This window comes from Bacillus sp. FMQ74 (genome assembly GCF_001875785.1).
GTDB classification, from domain to species: Bacteria; Bacillota; Bacilli; order Bacillales; family Bacillaceae; genus Bacillus; species Bacillus stercoris.
In genome coordinates this window covers 72,906-93,543 of the sequence record NZ_MOEO01000009.1, presented here as the reverse complement: position 1 = coordinate 93,543, position 20,638 = coordinate 72,906, and the positions used below count along the sequence as shown (strand labels likewise).

Below are 20,638 nucleotides of genomic sequence, written 5' to 3'. Positions count from 1 at the left end.
ATTACCCTTTACTTAATTAATTTGGTAACGTAATATATTTGAAGAATTTGTTACAAAAAAGGAGGATACTATGAAATTTGTAAAAAGTAAGGTCATTGCAGTTGTAACAATTTTGATGCTGGCTGTTACATCGCTGTTTGCGTTGCAGCCGTCAGCAAAAGCCGCTGAACATAACCCAGTCGTTATGGTTCACGGTATTGGAGGGGCATCATTCAATTTTGCGGGAATTAAGAGCTATCTCGTATCTCAAGGCTGGTCACGGGACAAGCTGTATGCGGTTGATTTTTGGGACAAGACAGGTACGAATTATAACAATGGCCCGGTATTATCACGATTTGTGCAAAAGGTTTTAGATGAAACGGGTGCGAAAAAAGTGGATATTGTCGCTCACAGCATGGGGGGCGCGAACACACTTTACTACATAAAAAATCTGGACGGCGGAAATAAAGTTGAAAACGTCGTGACGCTTGGCGGCGCGAACCGTTTGACGACAGGCAAGGCGCTTCCGGGAACAGATCCCAATCAAAAGATTTTATACACATCTATTTACAGCAGTGCCGATATGATTGTCATGAATTACTTATCAAGATTAGATGGTGCCAAAAACGTTCAAATTCATGGCGTGGGACACATCGGTTTATTGATGAACAGCCAAGTCAACAGCCTGATCAAAGAAGGGCTGAACGGCGGGGGCCAGAATACGAACTAATGAAAAACAAAACCTTGAAGAATGCTATTCTTCAAGGTTATTCTGCTTTCAGCACAATGGTTTTCGCAGCCATATCATGAACGGTTTGTTTTTTCTTCGTAAATGCGGCAGTCAAATAGATCAGGCGGGAGAACACGTGCACCCACGCTATGATGTAGCGGACAATCGCCTGTAGGAGAGAAATTTTCTCGTGTGTTTCATCTCTTACAATTTGCAATCCGATGATTTTTTTGCCCAGTGTGCCCTTCCAATTTGTCAGCGGCATCAGCAAAGGGTACACAATCAGCATCAATATGGCGACAATAATGACACCGGCGGACCCATCGCCAAACGTAAATCCGGCTGCCAAAATCACTGCTGCGGCAATGATCACGTCAAGTACAAGAGCGCAGGCACGCAGCATAAAACCAGCTAGTTCCAATAGAAACACTCCTTAAAATGTTAAATAAATACCTAATGATTGTAAAAAAGAAGGGCCTAAAGTGGGAATAGGTGATAAGCCTTAAATCACAAAAGTTGGTGAATATATCATAGGTAAATTGGCATAATCAGCCAGCTTATCACATTACCAAATTCTTTTTTAGCCCGAAACCAAGCCCTCAGAAGTTATTTTTGTTAAAATAGAAAAGTTACAACAGAATTCGGAGGGTTTATTGTGGGAAAAGTGAAACGAAATGCCCCTTGCCCGTGCGGCAGCGGCAAGAAATATAAAAAATGCTGCGGAAGTAAAGTTGTCGACTTCCCGGCAGAACTAGCGGCAAAAGAAGCGAAACAAATTCAGGAAGACTTAGTGGAGTATGCCTTCACAGTACATAGAGAAAGCATTTCAGGCTTTATCAACCAGCATGATTTTCTTTCTGCTATGGACAGACAGACGAAAGACATCAGCGTATTTAATTTAGGAATCTGGGGAATCTTCTTCCACCCGCTTGCTGGTGAGAAGACAATCTTCGAAGAGTACCTGCAGAAAAAAGGTGATTCGATCACTCGTCCGAAAACGCGTGAGATCGTTGAATCATGGAACAGCATGACGCCTGCTTTATTGCTGCTGAAGGACCTGAAGGAAGGCATCATTCACTTTGAAGATGTGATTACGGCAAAACAATTCGAAGTGGAAATGGACGCCAGCAATCAAGACCTTCCTCCAGTGGGAAGCCTGATTCTTGGATATCCAATCCACGAAGCGGAAAAAGCAGAATTCTTCATGCAGTTCACGATCTTCCCGGTGAAGAGAACGGAAGCGCTGATCAGCAAGGTGAAGAAATATGCGGATGCCGCTGTGAAGAACGGCAAAACGCCGGAGGACTTCATGAAGCAGGAATTCAACAACGTTCTGTTCGCACTGTTAGCTGAAAAGGATGAAGAGCCGCAAGCAGAGAAAGCGGAGGAAAGCTCTGTTGAATGGGCAAACGACTTGGAGAAAGAAACCGCTGCGGCTATCGAAGAAGGCATGAGCGGGGATGAGTATCCGGCTGAGTTGATTCCGGCTGTAATTGACATCTGGAAAACATTCTGTGAGAAAAAATCACCTGTCATCCGAAAGCCGGAAGCTTTTGCGGCGGCAGTTGAATATTATGTGAACGCGATTTCTCTTAACGGCGCGTCCGTTTCCCAGGCTAAACTGGCGAAAAAATACGGCGTCAGCGCATCAACCATTTCCAGCCGTTACAAAGAAATTGAAAGCACGCTGCAGGACGAAGCGGATCGTTTTGCTCAAGCGTTATCCTCATAATGAAAAAAACCTTGAAAAGCCCGGCTTTTCAAGGTTTTTTTATTTCTGAAACGGAATTTTGATTTCTAACCGGAAGACGGGGTGGCGGTAGGTAAAATCCAGCCTGCCAAAAGCGCTCTTCACCAGTTTTTTTATGATATATGTGCCCATGCCTTCATGAGCACCGCCTTTTGTTGAGCGGCCAAACGATTGATACAGTTTATCGAGCACTTTTGGATCCATGCCGGGCGTGCTGTTTTCACAAATCAGCACATAAAGCCCGCTTCGCAGCGAAGTCTCCAGTTTAATTTCTGCTTTTTCTCGGGCCTCCGCCGCGCTGTCAAGCGCATTTTCCAATATGTTGCCAACCAAGCTGACCTGATCAGCAGCTGAGAACGGAAGTGAAGAAAGCGGTGTATGCATATGAAGTGAAACACTCACATTCGAGGCGCGGGCTTTTTCTAGAAAATCATAAAGCACCCCTGCAACGTACGCATTCTCTCCCTTTAAAAAACGGTCATATTGACTGTATTGGTCCACCCAGTTTTGAATATATGCTTTTGTATCCGCCTTGGGCTGAGCTGATTTGATTGCTGTGATATGTTTCATTGTGTCATGATTCCGGCTTCTGACATCGATCAGCATTTGATTGGCGTGCTGTTCAGCTTGTGTCAGCTTATCAATTTGATCAGAAAGCCTTGCTTGCAGGGCAGACTGTCCGATACGAAGCCCTTCACACCCTGCAAATATCACGATTACACATAATGCCGGCTTGATGTCTGTTCCGATCAGTACCATACCCGCCGACATTACTTGAATCACGGCAATCCACGCACAAAGCCCTGAGGAGCAGCGTTTCCATACCCGCTTCGTTTTCCATAGGTACAATCCTGCTGCCGCCGCGCCTAAAGCAGCGGCGAGCCAAGAGACGGCCGTACTGGGCCAAAGGGCAGCAGCCCCCTGATAACATATGAAACTAAATAAAAACAGATAAAGACATTGAAAAAGGGTAATCACGTACTAAACTCCTCAAAAATAGTAGTTTTGAAAATAATCAAGCTGTTGCTTGGTGATCATCGCTTTTTTAGATGTTCCCTCAAAGGAAACTGTGAATGAATGCTTGGTATAAGCGGAAAAGTGCTTTATGTAATGAATGTTGATAATAAAGGAACGATGCGAACGGAGAAAATCCTTTTCGGGCAGGTCGCCTTTAATATCATTTAATGTTTGATACGTTTGCACCTCTTCAGTGGTTGTCACAATCGTTGTAGAACGTCCCGTCCGTTCAGCGAAAATGATATCCTTCTTTTGCAGGACGTGCATTTCAGATTTTTGCTTGATCAATATACGTCCATTCAAACTTGTTTCCGTTTTCTTTTTCAAGTAACGGTCGAAGGAAGCGGTCAGACGGTCAGCATAGTAAGGCTTCATAATATAATCGTGGACGTTCAGGTCAAAGGCGTGAACCGCATAACCGCTGTGACCGGTAACAAAAATCACATCCACATCAAGTGAATGGGATCTGATCAAATCAGCAAGCTCGTAGCCAGACATATGAGGCATCTCGATATCAGCAAGCAGCAGATCAATGTCTCCATTCTTTACCCGGCTGTAGGCTTCCTCCGCTGAATCGGTGGAAAAGACAATTTCGACATTTTGCATTCTGGAGACGATCGCTTCCAGCTTCTCTAAATCTACTCGATAATCATCGACAAGTCCGACTTTTACCATTATCATTCTCCTAGTTACATAGAATCATCTTTATTCTATCCCATTTCGCGACATAAAAAGAACTCTTCGCGACAACTTTATCCAACAAATCCAGCATTTCATATATAGTCATTATTAGAAATAAAGAAAAGGGAGATTATGACATGATTACACTGACCGATTGCAGCCGCAGGTTTCAGGATAAGAAAAAAGTAGTCAAAGCGGTGCGAGATGTAAGCTTAACAATTCAAAAAGGAGAAGTCGTCGGCATTCTCGGAGAAAATGGTGCGGGCAAAACGACGATGCTGAGAATGATTGCTGCCTTGCTTGAACCGTCACAAGGGGCAATCACGGTAGACGGCTTTGACACGGTCAAGCAGCCGGCTGAGGTCAAAAAAAGAATCGGTGTCTTATTCGGAGGAGAAACCGGGCTTTACGACAGGATGACCGCTAAAGAAAATCTCCAATACTTCGGCAGGCTGTATGGGCTGAACCGCCACGAGATCAAAGCAAGAATTGAAGATTTATCGAAACGGTTTGGCATGCGCGATTATATGAACCGCAGAGTGGGCGGGTTTTCGAAAGGGATGAGGCAGAAAGTCGCCATTGCCAGAGCGCTGATACATGATCCGGACATCATTTTATTTGATGAACCAACTACAGGGCTTGATATTACATCCAGCAATATCTTTCGCGAATTCATCCAGCAGCTGAAAAGAGAACAGAAAACCATTCTTTTTTCCAGCCACATCATGGAGGAAGTGCAGGCGCTCTGTGACAGTGTCATCATGATTCACAGCGGAGAGGTGATTTACCGGGGAGCGCTTGAATCATTATACGAGAGCGAGCGCAGTGAGGATTTGAATTACATCTTTATGTCTAAGCTTGTCAGGGGGATTTCTTAAATGCTGAGCCATATTTATAAAAAAGAAATGATCGATGCTTTGCGTGACAGAAAAACCATATTACTCACAATCTTAGTGCCGATGATTATGATGCTTGGACTTGTATTCTTTTATGAAAGCATGCTGTCCGACAAAGAGGAGCAATACACATTGGCTGTCGGACATTCTCTGCCGCCCGCACTGGAAAGTAAGCTTAATGCGATTGACGAGATCAGCGTAAAAACGTTTGCTAAGCCTAAAGAAGCGGTTGATGAAGGGAAAGCAGATGCCTATCTGAACGTCCCGAAAGAGTTCGATTCATATGTTAACAGCATGACGCCTTTTAAGATTGATGTGTACGGCAATTCAGTCGATCAAGGGTCGTCAAATGCCATGCAGCTTGTGCAGTCTGCCTTAGATCAGTACAAAAATGAAATTGTGCAGGAACGTTTAACAAATAAGCGCATTGATTACTCGGTCATCCAGCCATTTACGATTCAGCAAAAGGAAGCGGATGAGGAGAAAGGGGTTTCCGCTATTATGCTTTCCGCCATTCTGCCCATGCTGATTCTGACTTCCATTGTTTCCGGCGCAATGCCGATTGCTCTTGATATCATGGCCGGGGAAAAGGACCGGAAATCAATTGAGGCGCTGTTGTTAACGCCAGTCAGCAGAAACAAAATGCTGGTCGGCAAGTGGCTTGCGGTTTCTACTTTTGGCGTTGCTTCAGGTGTATTGGCTTTGATGTTTTTAATTTTGTCCACCGTGTTATTTACTGAGAATTTAAAAACGGCCTTCCAGCTGGGAGATCATATGTGGAGTGTAATCGGCGCTTCAGCTTTAATCATCGTGCTTTCTGCATTGCTGATCTCTGCGATGGAGCTTTTCATCAGCATCATTTCCAGCTCGGTAAAGGAAGCGCAAAGCTATATGTCTCTTGTCGTCTTTCTGCCTATGTTTCCGATGTTTTTCATCTTCAGCAAGGCACCGAATCAATTTGACTTATCGTACTTTCTTATCCCGTTTCTAAACCTGCATGCGTTATTCAAACAGCTTTTATTCGGGATGGTTGACCCGGCTGCCATTTTGTCCACGGCAGGAACCATCGCCGTGCTCATCGCCATTTTCTTTTTACTGGCCAGAGCCTGCTTCCTGAAAGACAAATGGGTTCTTCCTAAATAAACTTTGCAAAAGGAGAAATACACTTTCTCCTTTTTGTATATCCTGAAAAATGAAGGGAAATAGAAAAAGGATATCTAATACAAAAAGTGAACCTGCACTATTTTTCAACAAAAATGGTTTCGAAGGAGAAGGAACAATGGATCACACACGTACACTTGGCAAAACGAAGCTGAAGGTGAAGCGGATCGGACTCGGCGCGAATGCGGTCGGCGGGCATAATCTATTTCCGAATCTGAATGATGAAACAGGGAAAGATTTGGTGCGCACGGCATTGGATGGAGGCGTGAACTTTATCGACACTGCCTTTATATACGGACTAGGGCGTTCTGAGGAATTAATCGGCGAAGTTGTGCAGGAGCGCGGCGTGCGGAGTGAGCTCATTATTGCCACCAAAGGGGCTCATAAAGAAGTGAACGGCAGCATTGAATTAGACAACAGCCGGGAGTTTCTTCGAAGCGAGGTGGAAAAGAGCCTGAAGCGGCTGAAAACTGATTACATTGATTTGTATTATGTTCATTTTCCGGATGGAAAAACGCCTCTCACTGAAGTGGCGGGCACTTTGAAAGAGCTGAAGGAAGAGGGGAAAATCAAAGCGATCGGCGCATCGAACCTTGATTATCAGCAATTGCAGGAATTTAATGCTGACGGCTATTTGGAGGTCTTCCAAGCCGAATACTCTCTCATTCAGCGTGATGCCGAGAAGGAGCTTCTTCCATACTGTGAAAAACACGGCATTTCCTTTATTCCTTACTTTCCGCTTGCGTCTGGACTGCTGACAGGAAAATTCTCGCAAGACACAGTCTTTGATGACTTCAGAAAGGATAAACCGCAATTTCAGGGTGAAACGTTTATCCACAATCTCAAAAAAGTAGATAAACTGAAAGCAGTAGCGGAGGAAAAACAAGCCGAGACAGCACATGTCGCCTTGGCGTGGCTGTTAACGAGACCGGCGATTGATGCCATTATTCCGGGAGCTAAACGACCTGGGCAATTACAGGATAACCTGAAAACCTTAAACATTGATCTGACCGAAGATGAAGTGAATTTCATCAGCGACATTTTCAAATAAAAAAGGAAATAGCCGTCAAGGCTATTTCCTTTTGGTGTTTTATTCTTTGATGAATGCTTCGACTAATTCTGCTGCTCTGTAATCGTCCATATCAAGCTGCCATTGATCGATGTCATTTTTCTTCATTTTCACTTCAACCGTTTTTTCAGATGAAGCCGGTCCAAGCTTTTTGAATTCCTCAGGATAGACTTGAAGCGCGTATTTCACAGCTTCTTCATAGCTGGCATTAGAGTTTTTACTATAGTAGTCTTTCACTTTGTCTTCGATACGGTCTGAAAGAGAAGATGCATCTACAGGTTTCACTGTGGCTTCAACAATGGCTTCGTCCTTAGAGATTGAAGTCGTTTTTGCCTGAATGGAAGAGTTTTTGCTTAATCCCTCTTTAATGCCGTTTACGATATTATCAAGCGCTTTGCTGTCCGCATATGTGCTGGAAAGGCCGGAAGCTGAGAGATAACCGTCTTTGGCTGATTCATTAAAATCATTTACAATTTCATTTTTGTTAGCACCGGTGATTTTTTCAAAATCAGCGTTATCTTTGCCGAAAAGAAGGACATCAATATAAGCCGATAACGCTTTTGCAGAATCTTGGAGCTTATCTGCCGTCGCCAGGATTTTTTTGTCTTTTCCGTCAATTTTAAAAGTAACTGATTTTGGCTTTTTATCACCGTAAGACTCCGGCGTATAATTAAGCTCGTATTGTTTGCCTTTATCTACAACGAAGAACAGATTTCCTTCAACGGATTTGTCAGCGTTAATCGTGCTGCCTTGAAGCTTTTCACTATAGTCTTCAGGATCTGTGTCAGACATTTTCGTATCACCTTGATACAAAGTGAAATCCATGCTGTCTACATTCAGCGGGTCTTTTCCTGTGTTTTTCACAGCGACATTCACTTTTAACACAAGCTGGTCATCTGAAGTGGACTTATCATATTTAGACGGAAGCGTGTAAGAGACATCCTTGATTTTGACTTGAGCTATATCTGAGCTTTTTTCTGTTTCTGATTCTTTTTTCTCCGCGCTTGTTTTGCTGCCGGAACAAGCAGCTGTAAACATCATCAGCAGAAGAATTAGGAAAACAGCGTACGTTTTTTTCTGAAACATTCATTTTTCCTCCTCAAATGGTTTAGGGAAAGGGAGTCTTTTGTCTTTGAGAAATGGATCTTTTTGAATGGATTAGCATCATATAACCAAAAAAATCAGTTCTTTTCTCACGGTTTTCACCGGATTTTCTGGAAACTCCGCCCTCCTTTGTCATGAATGGACCTATAAAAAGTTACAACGGAATTAATTTTAAGATTATTAGCTTTTATATTGAATAGGTTCATCATCCTATTTTTGGTGAAAAATGTTCTGGTAAAACTGGTAAACTCAGAAAACTGTGTATTTTAGACTATTACTTTTTAACCTGTTGGAGGGGACATTAGAAGGATGAAAGGGGCTGTCTTTGTGAAGAAAATGGAATTAAAACAAAAAGCACTGGAAATTGGCAGGGTGCCGACACACTTAAAACTGGAAATTGAAGATTATGGCGGTGATGACAAAAGAGCCTATTTTTGTTGGGCAGATCCTCAGGATGAGAATATGGGCATCATCGTGGAACTTGGTCCGGACGGGGAGCTGGAATCCCTTTCCCGTGATATGGAGCCTGAAAGCGGAGAAAGGCTGTCTGAAGAGAAACTAGAGGATATCATGCGCCAATTTGTCGAGACCCATCATCCGGGAGCACTCTCTGCCTTTGTTCGTGAAGAAAATGACCGTACATACGGCGATAAAGTGAGATTTTCATATGTTCAAATGGAGGCTGGGCTTCCTCTCCCCATGAGCGGATTTATGGCTGAAGTTTCCTTTTCAGGTGAGATCGTTCACTTCCGCTATTATGGCAAAGCGGGCAGCATCATCAAGCCAAAGCGGGTCGCGGATGTTGAAGAGGCACTTGCCTTTATCAAGAAGGACGTGGAGTTCGATCTTTTGTTTGAGGTTCTCCAACGTTCTGTTTACGAAAACGGAGATGATCAGCCGCATTTGGTGTATGAGCCTGAATGTAGGGCCATTACCGTACCTGCGGATTTGGTTGAAGAAGCAATTGATGACGACGATGATTACAGGGAGCCGGAGAGCTTTCCTCTCCCTTTATTTGAGGAGATTCACGAAAAGGCTGATCCTGACAGCATGATTGGAATCGAAAAAGGATTTGTCAAAGAACGGGAAGTGGTTTTGGAAGATGGGAGAATCGGGATCGTTTGGCGGAATCCGAATGATCCTATGTATCAGCCGGCGGATAAAAGTATGGACAGCTGGTTTAAGGGACGGACTCATCAAGTGCTGAAAACTATCTACAACAAAGAAACCGGAAAACTCGAAGGCGTCATGTCATTTATGGAGAAAAAAGGGCCGTTGACAGTAAGTGAGGCAGAGTGCGAAAAAATCGCGCTGCGCTTTCTGTTTGCTTTATTTCCAACTGCCGATCAATATTTTAGGATCAGATACGACGAAAAGGATGAAGAAGAAAACGAAGTCGTTGGTTTTACGTTTGAAGCGCATTGTCACGGAGTTCCGCTCCGATTTGGGCAGGTCAGAATTTGCGTCAGCCGCCAGACAGGGGATATCACCGTTTATATGGGTCCGGATATTGACCCAAATGAGCTGGCAGCCATTGATCCCGTTCCGGCCATTTCAGCTGAAAAAGCCAAGTCTATCTTTTGGCAGCATTTTAAAGTTGAGCTTGGCTGGGAAAGAGAGTACGGGGATGATGAAGGACACAGCTACCGGCTCGTTTATAAGCAGGTGTATCCGCGTTTTATCGAAGCCCATACAGGAGAGCCTGTCTTTAGTTCATGGTAAAACAGCCAAAAGTCACACAATTGCCTCAGATTTATAAAGGGATATGTGATGAAAGTAACAGGAGGAATATCAAAAAACAATGATAATAATAGAAAAGGACCTTTCTTCACTTTAAAAGAAGAAAGGTCCTTTTATATAATAAACTGGATTCTCTTTGTCGTAGACTCTTTGAAAGGATGACTTCATTGGTAAATAAACAGCTGAAAAAGAAGGCGCAAGAGATCGGGAATGTACCGCCGCATTTTGAGCTTGAGATAGAAGATTATGATCAAAAACAAAAGAAGAAGGGGCGGGCATACTTCATCTGGAGGAACCCTGAAGATCCGGAAAAGTACATTACAGTGGAACTCGGAAATGATGGTGCTTTGCTCACCTTTTCAACATCCATCCGCTCCGAGACAGACAAACAACTTCCAGACGCCGAGCTGAAGCTGACGGCTCTTCAGTTCGCCGCTGCTAACCATCCCGGCACATTTATGAATTTTCATTTTCAAAGCAAGGAAGAACGGAGGCAGCACATTCGTTTTATGTATACCAAAATGGAATTAGGGCTTCCGCTTCCCAATTCAGGCTTTTTAATTGATGTGACACGCAGCGGACAGATCATCCATTTTTTATATTACGGAGAAGGGCATAAAGCCGAAGTTCCAAAAGAATTTGTAGCAAAAGAGAAGGTTGTGTCCCATTACTTAAATACAATGTCTTTTCAGCTGATGTACGATGTCATTGATGGCGATCAGGCACCCAGGCTTGTATATGAACCGATTCTGCCGGGATACAGCTATCCCGCGGGTATAGACGAAATTGTGCCTGACCAGCATATCGGAGATGAAAGAATAGAAAACGCGGCGCCATTGCCGCCGCTTCGGAACAACGAAGAAGTCGATATATTTGCCTTGCTGGGTCTTACCCCTGATATGCAGAAAGTCAGTGAAAAAGACTTTGGGGAACAAATAGGAAGCACGTGGCGCAGGGGCACTGCGCCGGAGCGTAAGGATCTGAGCATAGGAAGCTATTTTGAAACGAGAAATAAAAACACCATCAAAATGAAGACGGATAAAAGAACCGGAAAATTAAAAGCAGCGCTTTCTTTTATCGAGCGGCGCAACAACCGCCAATGCTCAATAGAAGAATGCCAGACAATAGCGCTCCAATTTTTGTATGCTCTCTATCCGAGAGCAGCCGAGTTTTTCAAATTGAATCCCGTCCGAATTGATGAAAGAGGGAGAATCCGCAATCATTTTTCTGTCTGGTATAAAGGAGTTCCGCTGCGGTTCGGCGCTGCCCGTATCATTGTCAATCCGGAAACGGGATTGATTGATGCTTTTATGGCGCCTGATATTGAACCTGAACAATTGGAAGCAATAAATCACAGGCCGGATATTTCCGCTGAAGAAGCGAGAGAAGCGTTTTTAGCCGCTTTTGATGTGAAGCTGGAATGGCAGCCTGATTTTACAGCAGGAAGTGAACAGCACTGCAAACTTGTCTATAAGCCGGTTTACCCTCCCTATATTGATGCGCACATAAGGAAAAAGAAAAGGCTGTGAGGGGTGTCTAGTTAGGAATCATCTCCAAGTGGGGGTAGTCCTTGAATCGTTTCCAATCCCCGCCCCATTCAAAACCGAGTGTCTTAGCGATCTCGACAACCTCCAGCCAATCTGATTTTCCATTTTGATTGCCGTCATATTCCATATCCCATATGATCCTGCCATCCTTTTTTTGAAGGGCGAAATCAATAGCTAAACCATAGTTGTGATACGACTCCCCTCCTCTTGCATAGGTGACAATATTCCCTTTTTTTGTACGTCCCTGTTTATATAATTCGTCTTGTTCCTTAAAGGATCTGAATCCTTCAGTAATGACGACGGTAATGCCTTTATTCGCTGCTGCGGCTTTGAGTGCATCGGCATTTTGCTTCACAATCGGATGAAGATCCGAAGGGACAGGCATGTGCTGCAAGGCGTTTTGAGAATGCCATTCATGCCGAATATAACTAAAACAAAGATTTAGAAAAAATAGAATACATAAGATAACAGATGTTTTTGCGGCTAACTTCATATCGTTCTCACTTTCTCAAGATGTGCTGAGTGTTAACGCTTTTAAGTGATTGACTCTCTCTAAAAGCGGACAGCTATGATAAAATATAACATAAATAGTAGCAGGAGGAAGGAGGCAGACCGATGAGAGCAAAGATTCCATCTGAAGAAGTAGCAGTAAAGCTAAATGAATGGTACAAGCTCATTCGCGCATTTGAAGCAGATCAAGCAGAAGCGTTAAAGCAGGAGATTGAATACGATTTAGAAGATATGGAAGAGAACCAAGACTTGCTTTTATATTTTTCTTTGATGGAATTCCGGCATCGAATCATGCTTGATAAGCTGATGCCGGTGAAAGACAGCGACACCAAGCCTCCGTTCTCTGATATGCTGAACGAAATTGAAAGCAATCAGCAAAAACTCACGGGCTTATTGGAATACTACTTTTATTATTTTAGAGGAATGTACGAATTCAAGCAGAAAAATTTCATATTAGCGATTGACCATTATAAACATGCCGAGGAAAAGCTCGAGTATGTCGAGGATGAGATCGAAAAAGCTGAGTTTCTTTTTAAGGTTGCAGAAGTGTATTATCATATCAAGCAAACGTATTTTTCCATGAACTATGCGAGCCAGGCGCTTGATATCTATACGAAATATGAACTGTACGGTCGCCGCCGCGTGCAGTGTGAATTTATCATCGCCGGAAATTTGACCGATGTGTATCATCATGAAAAAGCACTGACCCACTTGTGCAGCGCTTTAGATCATGCCAGGCAGCTGGAAGAAGCGTATATGATCGCCGCTGCCTATTATAATGTCGGCCACTGTAAATACAGTCTGGGCGATTACAAAGAAGCGGAGGGCTATTTCAAAACAGCCGCCGCTATTTTTGAGGAGCATAACTTTCAGCAGGCTGTTCAAGCTGTTTTTTCACTGACTCATATCTACTGTAAAGAAGGAAAATACGACAAAGCAGCAGAGACATATGACCGCGGGATAAAGAGCGCGGCTGAATGGAAAGATGACATGTACTTGACGAAATTCCGCCTCATTCATGAGCTGTATCTTGGAAGCGGCGACCGGACCGTGCTTACAGCATGCTTTGACCTGCTGGAATCCCGGCAGCTTCTTGCCGATGCCGAAGATCTGCTGCATGATACAGCGGAACGCTTTAATCAGCAGGAACGTTACGAGTCCGCGGCTTTCTTTTACCGCAGGCTGATGAATATTAAAAAGAAGCTTGCCGAGCAGCGCTTCCAATAGAAAAAAGCAGAGAACTACAGGTTCTCTGCTTTTTTTTGCTGTTTTCAACTCGAGAAAACAGGGTATTTTCCACTGCATAATGGGAAATCAGAGGAGGATATCATGTATGTATAAAGATTTAACTGGAAAAACAGCGATTGTGACAGGTTCTTCAAAAGGAATCGGGAAAGCCATTGCTGAGCGATTTGGACAGGAGAAAATGAATGTTGTCGTGAATTACCACAGCGATCCATCTGGAGCCGATGAAACTGTGGACATCATTAAGCAAAACGGAGGGAAAGCAGTCGCGGTTGAGGCGGATGTGTCCAAAGAAGCAGGGATTCAGGCGCTCTTAGACACCGCTTTAGAGCACTTTGGCACGCTCGATGTCATGGTGAACAACTCCGGCTTTAACGGCACGGAAGCCATGCCGCACGAGATGAGTCTTGAAGATTGGCAGAGAGTGATTGATGTCAATGTCACTGGAACCTTTATGGGAGCGAAAGCGGCACTTAACCACATGATGAAAAACAATATCAAAGGCAATGTGCTGAATATCTCGAGTGTTCACCAGCAGATTCCGCGCCCAGTCAACGTTCAGTATTCCACATCCAAAGGCGGCATCAAGATGATGACGGAAACGCTGGCGCTCAATTATGCGGATAAGGGAATCCGCGTCAATGCGATAGCGCCCGGCACCATTGCCACAGAATCAAATGTTGATACAAAAAAGGAAGAGAGCAGGCAAAAACAATTGAAAAAAATCCCGATGAAAGCCTTCGGAAAACCGGAAGAGGTGGCGGCAGCAGCAGCTTGGCTCGTATCTGAGGAAGCAAGCTATGTGACCGGGACTACACTTTTCGTCGACGGCGGAATGACACTTTATCCGTCTCAGCTTGAATAGATCATCAAATACAGGGGGATTACGGGATGAAAACAGACTGGTGGAAGGATGCGGTGGTGTACCAAATTTATCCGAGAAGCTTTCAGGACAGCAATGGAGATGGAATTGGGGACTTGCGGGGGATCATTTCCCGTCTTGACTACATAAAGGAGCTCGGGGCAGATGTCATTTGGGTTTGCCCAATCTATCCTTCTCCGAATGTTGATTACGGCTATGATGTGACAGACCATAGGGCAATCATGGATTCATACGGAACAATGGACGATTTTCACGAGCTGCTGGAGCAGGTGCATCAGCGGGGATTAAAGCTGGTGATGGACTTTGTGTTAAATCACACCTCGGTCGAGCATCCGTGGTTTAAAGAAGCGGAGCTGGACAAAGACAGCAAATACCGCAGCTATTATTATTGGCGTCCCGGCACAAAGAACGGCCCGCCGACAGACTGGCTCTCAAACTATGGCTGCCCGGTCTGGCAATACGAGGAGCATACCGGAGAATATTATCTCCATATGAATGCCGTCAAACAAGCTGATTTAAACTGGGAAAACCCCGAAGTTCGCCAAGCGGTGTATGACATGATGAAGTTTTGGCTCGATAAAGGGGTCGACGGCTTGCGCATTGATCAGCTCCATCTCATTTCTAAGAAAGAATATCTTCCTTCGTATGAGGACTATATCAATCAGCAGGCAGAGCCGAAGCCCTTTCAGCCAAATGGCGATCGAATCCATCACTATTTAAAAGAAATGACAGATGAGGTGTTTTCTCAGTATGATGTCATGTCTGTCGGAGAGGTCGGCAATGTCACACCGGAAGAAGGCCTAAAATATACGGGAACAGATAAGCATGAGCTGAATATGATTTTTCACTTTCAGCATATGGAGCTTGATCAGCAGCCTGGAAAAGAACATTGGGATTTGAAGCCCCCTGAGCTTTCTGATTTAAAATCGGTTTTGACAAAATGGCAAAAAAAGCTTGAACATCAAGGCTGGAATACATTGTTTTGGAGCAATCACGACCAGCCCCGGATTGTATCCAGGTTCGGGGACGATGGGGAATACCGCAAAGCATCTGCGAAAATGCTGGCTACCGTACTTTATTTTATGAAGGGCACGCCGTATATTTATCAGGGAGAAGAAATCGGGATGACAAACGCGCCGTTCACCCGGATTGAAGACTACAAAGATATCCAAACGATTAATATGTATCATAAACGGGTGTTTGAAAAAGGCTATGATCCAAATGATGTGATGAGATCGATTTTAGCCAAAAGCCGGGATCACGCCCGGACCCCGATGCAGTGGAACAGCGGCAAAAATGCCGGATTTACTGACGGCACGCCATGGTTGAAGGTCAATCCGAACTTCACCTCCATCAATGTGGAGGAAGCGCAGAGGGACCCTGATTCGGTCTTACTCTATTACAAAAAGCTGATCAGACTGAGAAAGCGGTACGCTGATCTTATAAAAGGAAGCTATAATCTTTTGCATCCGGATGATCCGCAGTTGTTTGTATATATGAGAGAAAACGGTAAACAGCAGCTTTTGTCAGTCAATAATTTTTCAAAAGAGCAGGCTGTTTTCCCATGGCCTAAGAACTGCTGCAAAGCTCAGGCATCTCTGCTTCTCAGCAATTATAACAACAACGGCGACCTTGCTGACGAAATGGTGTTCCAGCCTTATGAAAGCAGGGTGTACCTTCTGGACAAAACAACCTAATGATTTAGCAGCCCGGAATTCAGCCGGGTTTTTTTAGTACATATATTCGCTCTGCAGGCGGGAAGAATAAAATGAAAATGAAATTTATTCTTGCAAAACGTAATGACTTCGGTTTATTATGATATAGGATTACAAAATCGTTATCATTTTGATTTAAAGCTACCGAAAAAGAGGGGATATACGATATGTTTAAAAAATGGAGCGGTTTGTTTGTGATTGCAGCGTGCTTTTTATTGGTTGCAGCATGCGGCAACTCTTCAACAAAAGGGTCGGCGGATTCAAAGGGTGATAAACTGCACGTTGTCACAACGTTTTACCCGATGTATGAATTCACCAAACAAATTGTAAAAGACAAAGGCGATGTGGATCTGTTAATCCCATCTTCCGTTGAACCGCATGATTGGGAACCGACACCGAAAGACATTGCCAACATCCAGGATGCTGATCTGTTCGTTTATAATAGTGAATACATGGAGACATGGGTTCCGTCAGCGGAAAAAAGCATGGGCCAAGGCCACGCCGTTTTCGTTAACGCAAGCAAAGGCATTGATTTAATGGAAGGCTCTGAAGATGAACACGAAGACCACGATCATGGGGAGCATGAGCACAGTCATGCAATGGACCCTCACGTATGGCTAAGCCCTGTTCTGGCGCAAAAGGAAGTTAAAAATATTACGGCGCAAATCGTAAAGCAAGACCCGGATAACAAAGAATACTATGAGAAAAATAGTAAAGAATATATTGCAAAACTGCAGGATCTTGATAAACTATATCGTACAACCGCAAAAAAGGCGGAGAAAAAAGAATTTATCACGCAGCATACTGCTTTTGGCTATCTGGCAAAAGAATATGGCCTGACGCAGGTTCCGATTGCAGGGCTTTCTCCTGATCAAGAACCGAGCGCAGCCAGCTTGGCAAAGCTGAAAACCTATGCCAAAGAACATAATGTAAAAGTCATTTACTTTGAAGAAATTGCATCCTCGAAGGTCGCAGATACGCTCGCCAGTGAAATCGGCGCGAAGACAGAAGTGCTGAATACACTGGAAGGCTTAAGCAAAGAAGAACAGGATAAAGGTTTAGGGTATATCGACATTATGAAACAAAACCTCGATGCCCTGAAAGATTCACTATTGGTTAAATCATAAGATAGTGTGCGCCGGAGGGGTGCACACTATTTCTTTGTGAGAAAGGAAGATTAACATGAATCTCGTCTCATTGAAAGATATCGTATTCGGCTATTCCCATACGCCTGTTTTAGATAAAGTATCACTTGATATTGAAAGCGGTGAGTTTGTCGGCATCACTGGACCCAACGGCGCCTCTAAATCGACGCTCATAAAGGTAATGCTCGGCATGCTGAAACCGTGGGAAGGCACAGTGACGATCAGTAAAAGAAATACAGAAGGGAAACGCCTGACCATAGGGTACGTCCCGCAGCAAATTTCTTCATTTAACGCCGGCTTTCCGAGTACGGTGCTGGAGCTTGTTCAGTCAGGCCGCTACACAAAAGGGAAATGGTTTAAACGTTTAAATGAAGAAGATCATCTTGAAGTAGAAAAAGCACTGAAAATGGTGGAAATGTGGGAGCTCCGCCATCGCAAAATCGGTGATTTATCAGGCGGACAAAAGCAGAAAATCTGTATCGCCAGAATGCTGGCCAGCAACCCGGATCTCCTGATGCTGGACGAACCGACAACAGCTGTTGACTACGACAGCAGAAAAGGATTTTACGAATTTATGCATCACCTCGTGAAAAATCACAACCGCACAGTTGTGATGGTTACTCACGAACAAAACGAAGTACAGCAATTTTTAGATAAAGTGATTCGGTTAGAGAGAGGAGAAAAAGGCGGATGGAAATGTTTGACTTGGAATTCATGCGACGAGCTTTTCTAGCAGGCGGCATGATTGCCATCATGGCTCCGATACTAGGAGTGTATCTCGTTCTCAGAAGACAGGCCTTAATGGCTGACACACTTTCACATATCTCGTTGTCAGGTGTTGCCATCGGCTTTTTTCTCAGCACCAATATTACCGCAGCGAGCATAGTCGTCGTGACCATCGGCGCGATCGGAATTGAATATATGCGGCGGGCGTATCGGACTTATTCAGAAGTGTCCATTGCCATCTTAATGGCAGCTGGTTTGTCCTTCGCGATGTTTTTAATCAGCCTTTCCAAGGGCACAGCCAATATGAGCATCGATCAATACCTATTTGGATCGCTTGTGACAGTCAACCAGCAGCAGGTCTATATTATCGGTATTATCACACTGCTGATCCTGCTTTACTTTATCGTATTGAGAAGGCCGCTCTATCTGCTGACGTTTGATGAAGCAACAGCCAAAACATCGGGAATCAATACAAACGTTCTCTCGTTGTCATTCAGTATTGTCACAGGCCTTGCGATTTCAGTCATTATTCCGATCATCGGGGTCCTTCTTGTATCAGCCCTGCTCGTATTGCCGGCAGCATTCGCCATTAGAATTGCAAAAGGCTTTAACATGGTCTTCATCACAGCTATACTCATTTCGTTATTCAGCGTATTTGCGGGACTGACATCATCCTATCAGCTCGGGACGCCGCCAGGACCGTCTATTACCCTGCTATTGATCGTTCTGCTTTTGCTCGGATTTGCAGTTCAGGGAGTTTGGATGTTTATCAAAAAAGAAGCTCAGCGCAAAAAAGGGCGCCAATAACAAAAAAAGCAGTTTCCCCAGGGGAAACTGCTTTTTTTATAGAAACAATCCAGCAAGGCGCTCATATGATTCTTTTTTCGCTTCAAAATCAAACACATTGCACAGAGCCATGATTTCATTTGTTTCATAGCGGTCTGTGAGGTCTAACAGCTGCTGTTTGACAGTGCTTGGAGAACCGATCACCATCCGCTTTCTGTTTTCTGCTATGAGTTTTTTATCGGACTCAGTGTAGGGATGCGCTTTCGCTTCCTCGATGCTCGGCACGCGGCTGTCCAAGCCTTTTCCGACGCGAAGAAGCCATAAATCCTGGCTTAATGCGAGTTTTTCTGCCTCTTCATCTGATTTTGCGCAAATGACAAAAATCGTAAAAAGGGCGGCCGGATTTGAGAAATGGGCTGAGGGCCGAAAGCTTTCTTGGTAGATACGGAACGCATTTTCTCCTCGTTCTGGATTAATGAAATGCCCAAATACATATCCAATCCCCTGGTGCGCTGCGCGTCTTGCACTGTTTTCACCAAGGCCGAGCACCCATAGCTCTGGTGCAGTGTCAATAAGGGGTGCCGCTTTGATTCCGGCATACGGATGGTCGGGAGGAAGGGAATCTGTGAGAAAATAAGAGACATCCTGCAGCTGTCTGTTAAATTCGGTTAAGCTTCTTTTCACCCCGTCCGTTAGCGCAAGCCGGGTTTTTGTCGTGCCGCCGGGGGAACGACCGACGCCGAGGTCAATCCGGTTTGGATACAGGGCCTCAAGCTGGCGAAAGGTTTCAGCCACTTTAAACGGGCTGTATTGGGGCAGGAGCACGCCGCCTGATCCGACACGAATCGTTTTTGTCTGTGCTGCGATGCGGGCAATCATGATTTCTGGCGCTGTGCTTGCCAGTCCTTTCGTGCTGTGGTGCTCGGCAAACCAATAACGCTTATAGCCCCACTGTTCGCTTAATTGAGCAAGCTCAACCGAATGCTGAAGAGTTGTCACAGGGCTTTCTCCTTTAGAAACAGGTGCCTGATCAAGTATGCTTAAATGAATCAAAAGGCCGCTTCCTTTCTGTCTGTTTTTACAATGTGACACAAGAATAGGCAAAATGACTCGCTCACGTCAAATGGTTTGTTTAAGAAGTACACTTTATAGCATTTGCAAATCATATATCAAATATGGAAGTTTTTTTTCGAGGTTTTTCGTCAATTATTCTTAACTTTTACGAAACTTTGATATAATAACAAACGTATATATTAGTAATTTACGGCTTATTTTCCTTGTGAGCGTAAAAATAAATGTGACTATCTTCACGTTTTGATGAGTAGGAGTGAATCGTGTGGCAATTTCTTTAGAAAAAGGTCAACGAATTGATTTAACAAAAGGAAAAGCCGGTCTGTCAAAATTGATGGTCGGTCTCGGCTGGGACCCAGTGTCCTCAGGCGGAGGATTCTTCAGCAAACTGCTTGGCGGAGGCGGTCCGAATATCGACTGTGACGCTTCAGTGCTGATGTTGGAAAACGGAAAATTCACCGATAAGAAAAATCTGATTTATTTCGGAAACCTGAAAAGCCGCTGCGGCGGTGTACAGCATACAGGCGACAACCTGACGGGTGACGGTGCGGGCGATGACGAGCAAATTATGATAGATTTAGATAAAGTGCCTGGAAACATCGATAAGCTTGTATTTGTAGTGAATATTTACGATTGTGTCAGAAGAAAACAAGATTTCGGCATGATTCAAAATGCGTTTATCCGCGTAGTTGATCAATCTAATCATGAGGAAATGCTCAAGTACAATTTGAGGGACAATTATGCCGGCAGAACAAGCCTGATTACAGCAGAAATCTACCGCAGCGGCAGTGAGTGGAAGTTTGCGGCGATCGGTGAAGGCACAAATGATACGAGATTAGAAGATATTATCAGCAGATACGTATAAAAGAAAAGGAGTGGATGA

21 protein-coding genes are annotated in these 20,638 nt (G+C 44.2%); 14 read left to right on the top strand and 7 right to left on the bottom strand.

Annotated elements, in window-relative coordinates:
• The first annotated feature begins 70 nt into the window (after nucleotides 1-70).
• Nucleotides 71-709, top strand: a complete 639-nt coding sequence (gene estA / locus BLL41_RS16830) for a lipase EstA (RefSeq protein WP_071578729.1) — start codon at nucleotides 71-73, stop codon at nucleotides 707-709.
• A gap of 37 nt (nucleotides 710-746) precedes the next feature.
• On the opposite strand, the gene BLL41_RS16825 is transcribed toward estA, so the two are convergent.
• Nucleotides 747-1,130 carry an RDD family protein gene (locus BLL41_RS16825; RefSeq protein WP_071578728.1) on the bottom strand — a complete coding sequence of 128 codons (384 nt, stop codon included), beginning with the start codon at nucleotides 1,128-1,130 and terminating at the stop codon, nucleotides 747-749.
• A gap of 234 nt (nucleotides 1,131-1,364) precedes the next feature.
• On the opposite strand from BLL41_RS16825, the gene BLL41_RS16820 reads away from it, so the two are divergent.
• Entirely contained in the window at nucleotides 1,365-2,441 is a 1,077-nt protein-coding gene (locus tag BLL41_RS16820) for a helix-turn-helix domain-containing protein (RefSeq protein WP_071578727.1), read from the top strand.
• Nucleotides 2,442-2,480: 39 nt separating this feature from the next.
• Here BLL41_RS16820 and natK read toward each other — a convergent pair whose 3' ends face one another.
• Nucleotides 2,481-3,437, bottom strand: a complete 957-nt coding sequence (gene natK, locus BLL41_RS16815; RefSeq protein ID WP_071578726.1) for a two-component system sensor histidine kinase NatK — start codon at nucleotides 3,435-3,437, stop codon at nucleotides 2,481-2,483.
• Between the two features lie 12 nt (nucleotides 3,438-3,449).
• Complete coding sequence (gene natR / locus BLL41_RS16810; protein ID WP_071578725.1) at nucleotides 3,450-4,151, bottom strand: two-component system response regulator NatR; 702 nt, start codon at nucleotides 4,149-4,151, stop codon at nucleotides 3,450-3,452.
• Nucleotides 4,152-4,294: 143 nt separating this feature from the next.
• Between natR and natA the strand changes: the two genes are divergently transcribed.
• The 3 genes from natA (at nucleotide 4,295) to BLL41_RS16795 (ending at nucleotide 7,265) form a co-directional block, all read left to right on the top strand.
• The gene (gene natA, locus BLL41_RS16805; protein ID WP_014662662.1) at nucleotides 4,295-5,035 is read left to right on the top strand and encodes a sodium ABC transporter ATP-binding protein NatA; all 741 of its coding nucleotides are present in this window, start codon (nucleotides 4,295-4,297) and stop codon (nucleotides 5,033-5,035) included.
• Nucleotides 5,036-6,196, top strand: a complete 1,161-nt coding sequence (gene natB, locus BLL41_RS16800; RefSeq protein WP_071578724.1) for a sodium ABC transporter permease NatB — start codon at nucleotides 5,036-5,038, stop codon at nucleotides 6,194-6,196.
• A 136-nt stretch (nucleotides 6,197-6,332) separates the two neighbouring features.
• Complete coding sequence (locus tag BLL41_RS16795; RefSeq protein ID WP_071578723.1) at nucleotides 6,333-7,265, top strand: aldo/keto reductase; 933 nt, start codon at nucleotides 6,333-6,335, stop codon at nucleotides 7,263-7,265.
• A gap of 39 nt (nucleotides 7,266-7,304) precedes the next feature.
• Here the strand turns inward: BLL41_RS16795 and BLL41_RS16790 are convergent, their stop codons facing one another.
• A complete protein-coding gene (locus BLL41_RS16790) occupies nucleotides 7,305-8,369 on the bottom strand; it encodes a DUF4352 domain-containing protein (RefSeq protein WP_069839784.1) in 1,065 nt (354 codons plus the stop codon).
• Nucleotides 8,370-8,391: 22 nt separating this feature from the next.
• A complete protein-coding gene (locus BLL41_RS22670) occupies nucleotides 8,392-8,523 on the bottom strand; it encodes a hypothetical protein (RefSeq protein ID WP_141770211.1) in 132 nt (43 codons plus the stop codon).
• A gap of 173 nt (nucleotides 8,524-8,696) precedes the next feature.
• On the opposite strand from BLL41_RS22670, the gene BLL41_RS16785 reads away from it, so the two are divergent.
• Nucleotides 8,697-10,109, top strand: a complete 1,413-nt coding sequence (locus BLL41_RS16785; RefSeq protein ID WP_071578722.1) for a YcdB/YcdC domain-containing protein — start codon at nucleotides 8,697-8,699, stop codon at nucleotides 10,107-10,109.
• 185 nt (nucleotides 10,110-10,294) lie between these two features.
• Nucleotides 10,295-11,656, top strand: coding sequence for a YcdB/YcdC domain-containing protein (locus tag BLL41_RS16780; protein ID WP_071578721.1), 1,362 nt, complete (start codon nucleotides 10,295-10,297; stop codon nucleotides 11,654-11,656).
• 7 nt (nucleotides 11,657-11,663) lie between these two features.
• Here BLL41_RS16780 and cwlK read toward each other — a convergent pair whose 3' ends face one another.
• The gene (gene cwlK, locus BLL41_RS16775) at nucleotides 11,664-12,167 is read right to left on the bottom strand and encodes a peptidoglycan L-alanyl-D-glutamate endopeptidase CwlK (protein WP_071578720.1); all 504 of its coding nucleotides are present in this window, start codon (nucleotides 12,165-12,167) and stop codon (nucleotides 11,664-11,666) included.
• Between the two features lie 122 nt (nucleotides 12,168-12,289).
• On the opposite strand from cwlK, the gene rapJ reads away from it, so the two are divergent.
• The 6 genes from rapJ (at nucleotide 12,290) to znuB (ending at nucleotide 18,705) form a co-directional block, all read left to right on the top strand.
• A complete protein-coding gene (gene rapJ / locus BLL41_RS16770; RefSeq protein ID WP_071578719.1) occupies nucleotides 12,290-13,411 on the top strand; it encodes a response regulator aspartate phosphatase RapJ in 1,122 nt (373 codons plus the stop codon).
• Between the two features lie 106 nt (nucleotides 13,412-13,517).
• A complete protein-coding gene (locus BLL41_RS16765; RefSeq protein ID WP_071578718.1) occupies nucleotides 13,518-14,294 on the top strand; it encodes an SDR family oxidoreductase in 777 nt (258 codons plus the stop codon).
• A 26-nt stretch (nucleotides 14,295-14,320) separates the two neighbouring features.
• Nucleotides 14,321-16,009 (top strand): glycoside hydrolase family 13 protein, encoded by a 1,689-nt coding sequence (locus BLL41_RS16760; RefSeq protein ID WP_071578717.1) that lies wholly within the window; start codon nucleotides 14,321-14,323, stop codon nucleotides 16,007-16,009.
• A gap of 185 nt (nucleotides 16,010-16,194) precedes the next feature.
• Nucleotides 16,195-17,154: a metal ABC transporter substrate-binding protein gene (locus BLL41_RS16755; protein WP_069839790.1), complete on the top strand. Its 960-nt coding sequence runs from the start codon at nucleotides 16,195-16,197 to the stop codon at nucleotides 17,152-17,154.
• A gap of 55 nt (nucleotides 17,155-17,209) precedes the next feature.
• The gene (gene znuC, locus BLL41_RS16750; RefSeq protein WP_014475714.1) at nucleotides 17,210-17,905 is read left to right on the top strand and encodes a zinc ABC transporter ATP-binding protein ZnuC; all 696 of its coding nucleotides are present in this window, start codon (nucleotides 17,210-17,212) and stop codon (nucleotides 17,903-17,905) included.
• Nucleotides 17,863-18,705: a zinc ABC transporter permease ZnuB gene (gene znuB, locus BLL41_RS16745; RefSeq protein WP_014662674.1), complete on the top strand. Its 843-nt coding sequence runs from the start codon at nucleotides 17,863-17,865 to the stop codon at nucleotides 18,703-18,705. The genes znuC and znuB overlap by 43 nt, the downstream gene beginning before the upstream one ends.
• A 36-nt stretch (nucleotides 18,706-18,741) precedes the next feature.
• Here the strand turns inward: znuB and BLL41_RS16740 are convergent, their stop codons facing one another.
• Nucleotides 18,742-19,737 carry an LLM class flavin-dependent oxidoreductase gene (locus BLL41_RS16740; RefSeq protein ID WP_071578716.1) on the bottom strand — a complete coding sequence of 332 codons (996 nt, stop codon included), beginning with the start codon at nucleotides 19,735-19,737 and terminating at the stop codon, nucleotides 18,742-18,744.
• Between the two features lie 283 nt (nucleotides 19,738-20,020).
• Here BLL41_RS16740 and BLL41_RS16735 point away from each other — a divergent pair, with 283 nt between their 5' ends.
• Nucleotides 20,021-20,620: a TerD family protein gene (locus BLL41_RS16735; RefSeq protein ID WP_003234725.1), complete on the top strand. Its 600-nt coding sequence runs from the start codon at nucleotides 20,021-20,023 to the stop codon at nucleotides 20,618-20,620.
• Nucleotides 20,621-20,638 lie beyond the last annotated feature (18 nt).

What these genes read in the sequence shown, in the direction of transcription:
- estA (WP_071578729.1), top strand. Translation starts at nt 71, where the DNA reads ATGAAATTTGTAAAAAGTAAGGTCATTGCAGTTGTAACAATTTTGATG.
- natR (WP_071578725.1), bottom strand. Translation starts at nt 4,151, where the DNA reads ATGGTAAAAGTCGGACTTGTCGATGATTATCGAGTAGATTTAGAGAAG.
- natA (WP_014662662.1), top strand. Translation starts at nt 4,295, where the DNA reads ATGATTACACTGACCGATTGCAGCCGCAGGTTTCAGGATAAGAAAAAA.
- natB (WP_071578724.1), top strand. Translation starts at nt 5,036, where the DNA reads ATGCTGAGCCATATTTATAAAAAAGAAATGATCGATGCTTTGCGTGAC.
- BLL41_RS16795 (WP_071578723.1), top strand. Translation starts at nt 6,333, where the DNA reads ATGGATCACACACGTACACTTGGCAAAACGAAGCTGAAGGTGAAGCGG.
- BLL41_RS16790 (WP_069839784.1), bottom strand. Translation starts at nt 8,369, where the DNA reads ATGTTTCAGAAAAAAACGTACGCTGTTTTCCTAATTCTTCTGCTGATG.
- BLL41_RS22670 (WP_141770211.1), bottom strand. Translation starts at nt 8,523, where the DNA reads ATGACAAAGGAGGGCGGAGTTTCCAGAAAATCCGGTGAAAACCGTGAG.
- BLL41_RS16785 (WP_071578722.1), top strand. Translation starts at nt 8,697, where the DNA reads ATGAAAGGGGCTGTCTTTGTGAAGAAAATGGAATTAAAACAAAAAGCA.
- cwlK (WP_071578720.1), bottom strand. Translation starts at nt 12,167, where the DNA reads ATGAAGTTAGCCGCAAAAACATCTGTTATCTTATGTATTCTATTTTTT.
- rapJ (WP_071578719.1), top strand. Translation starts at nt 12,290, where the DNA reads ATGAGAGCAAAGATTCCATCTGAAGAAGTAGCAGTAAAGCTAAATGAA.
- BLL41_RS16765 (WP_071578718.1), top strand. Translation starts at nt 13,518, where the DNA reads ATGTATAAAGATTTAACTGGAAAAACAGCGATTGTGACAGGTTCTTCA.
- BLL41_RS16760 (WP_071578717.1), top strand. Translation starts at nt 14,321, where the DNA reads ATGAAAACAGACTGGTGGAAGGATGCGGTGGTGTACCAAATTTATCCG.
- BLL41_RS16755 (WP_069839790.1), top strand. Translation starts at nt 16,195, where the DNA reads ATGTTTAAAAAATGGAGCGGTTTGTTTGTGATTGCAGCGTGCTTTTTA.
- znuC (WP_014475714.1), top strand. Translation starts at nt 17,210, where the DNA reads ATGAATCTCGTCTCATTGAAAGATATCGTATTCGGCTATTCCCATACG.
- znuB (WP_014662674.1), top strand. Translation starts at nt 17,863, where the DNA reads ATGGAAATGTTTGACTTGGAATTCATGCGACGAGCTTTTCTAGCAGGC.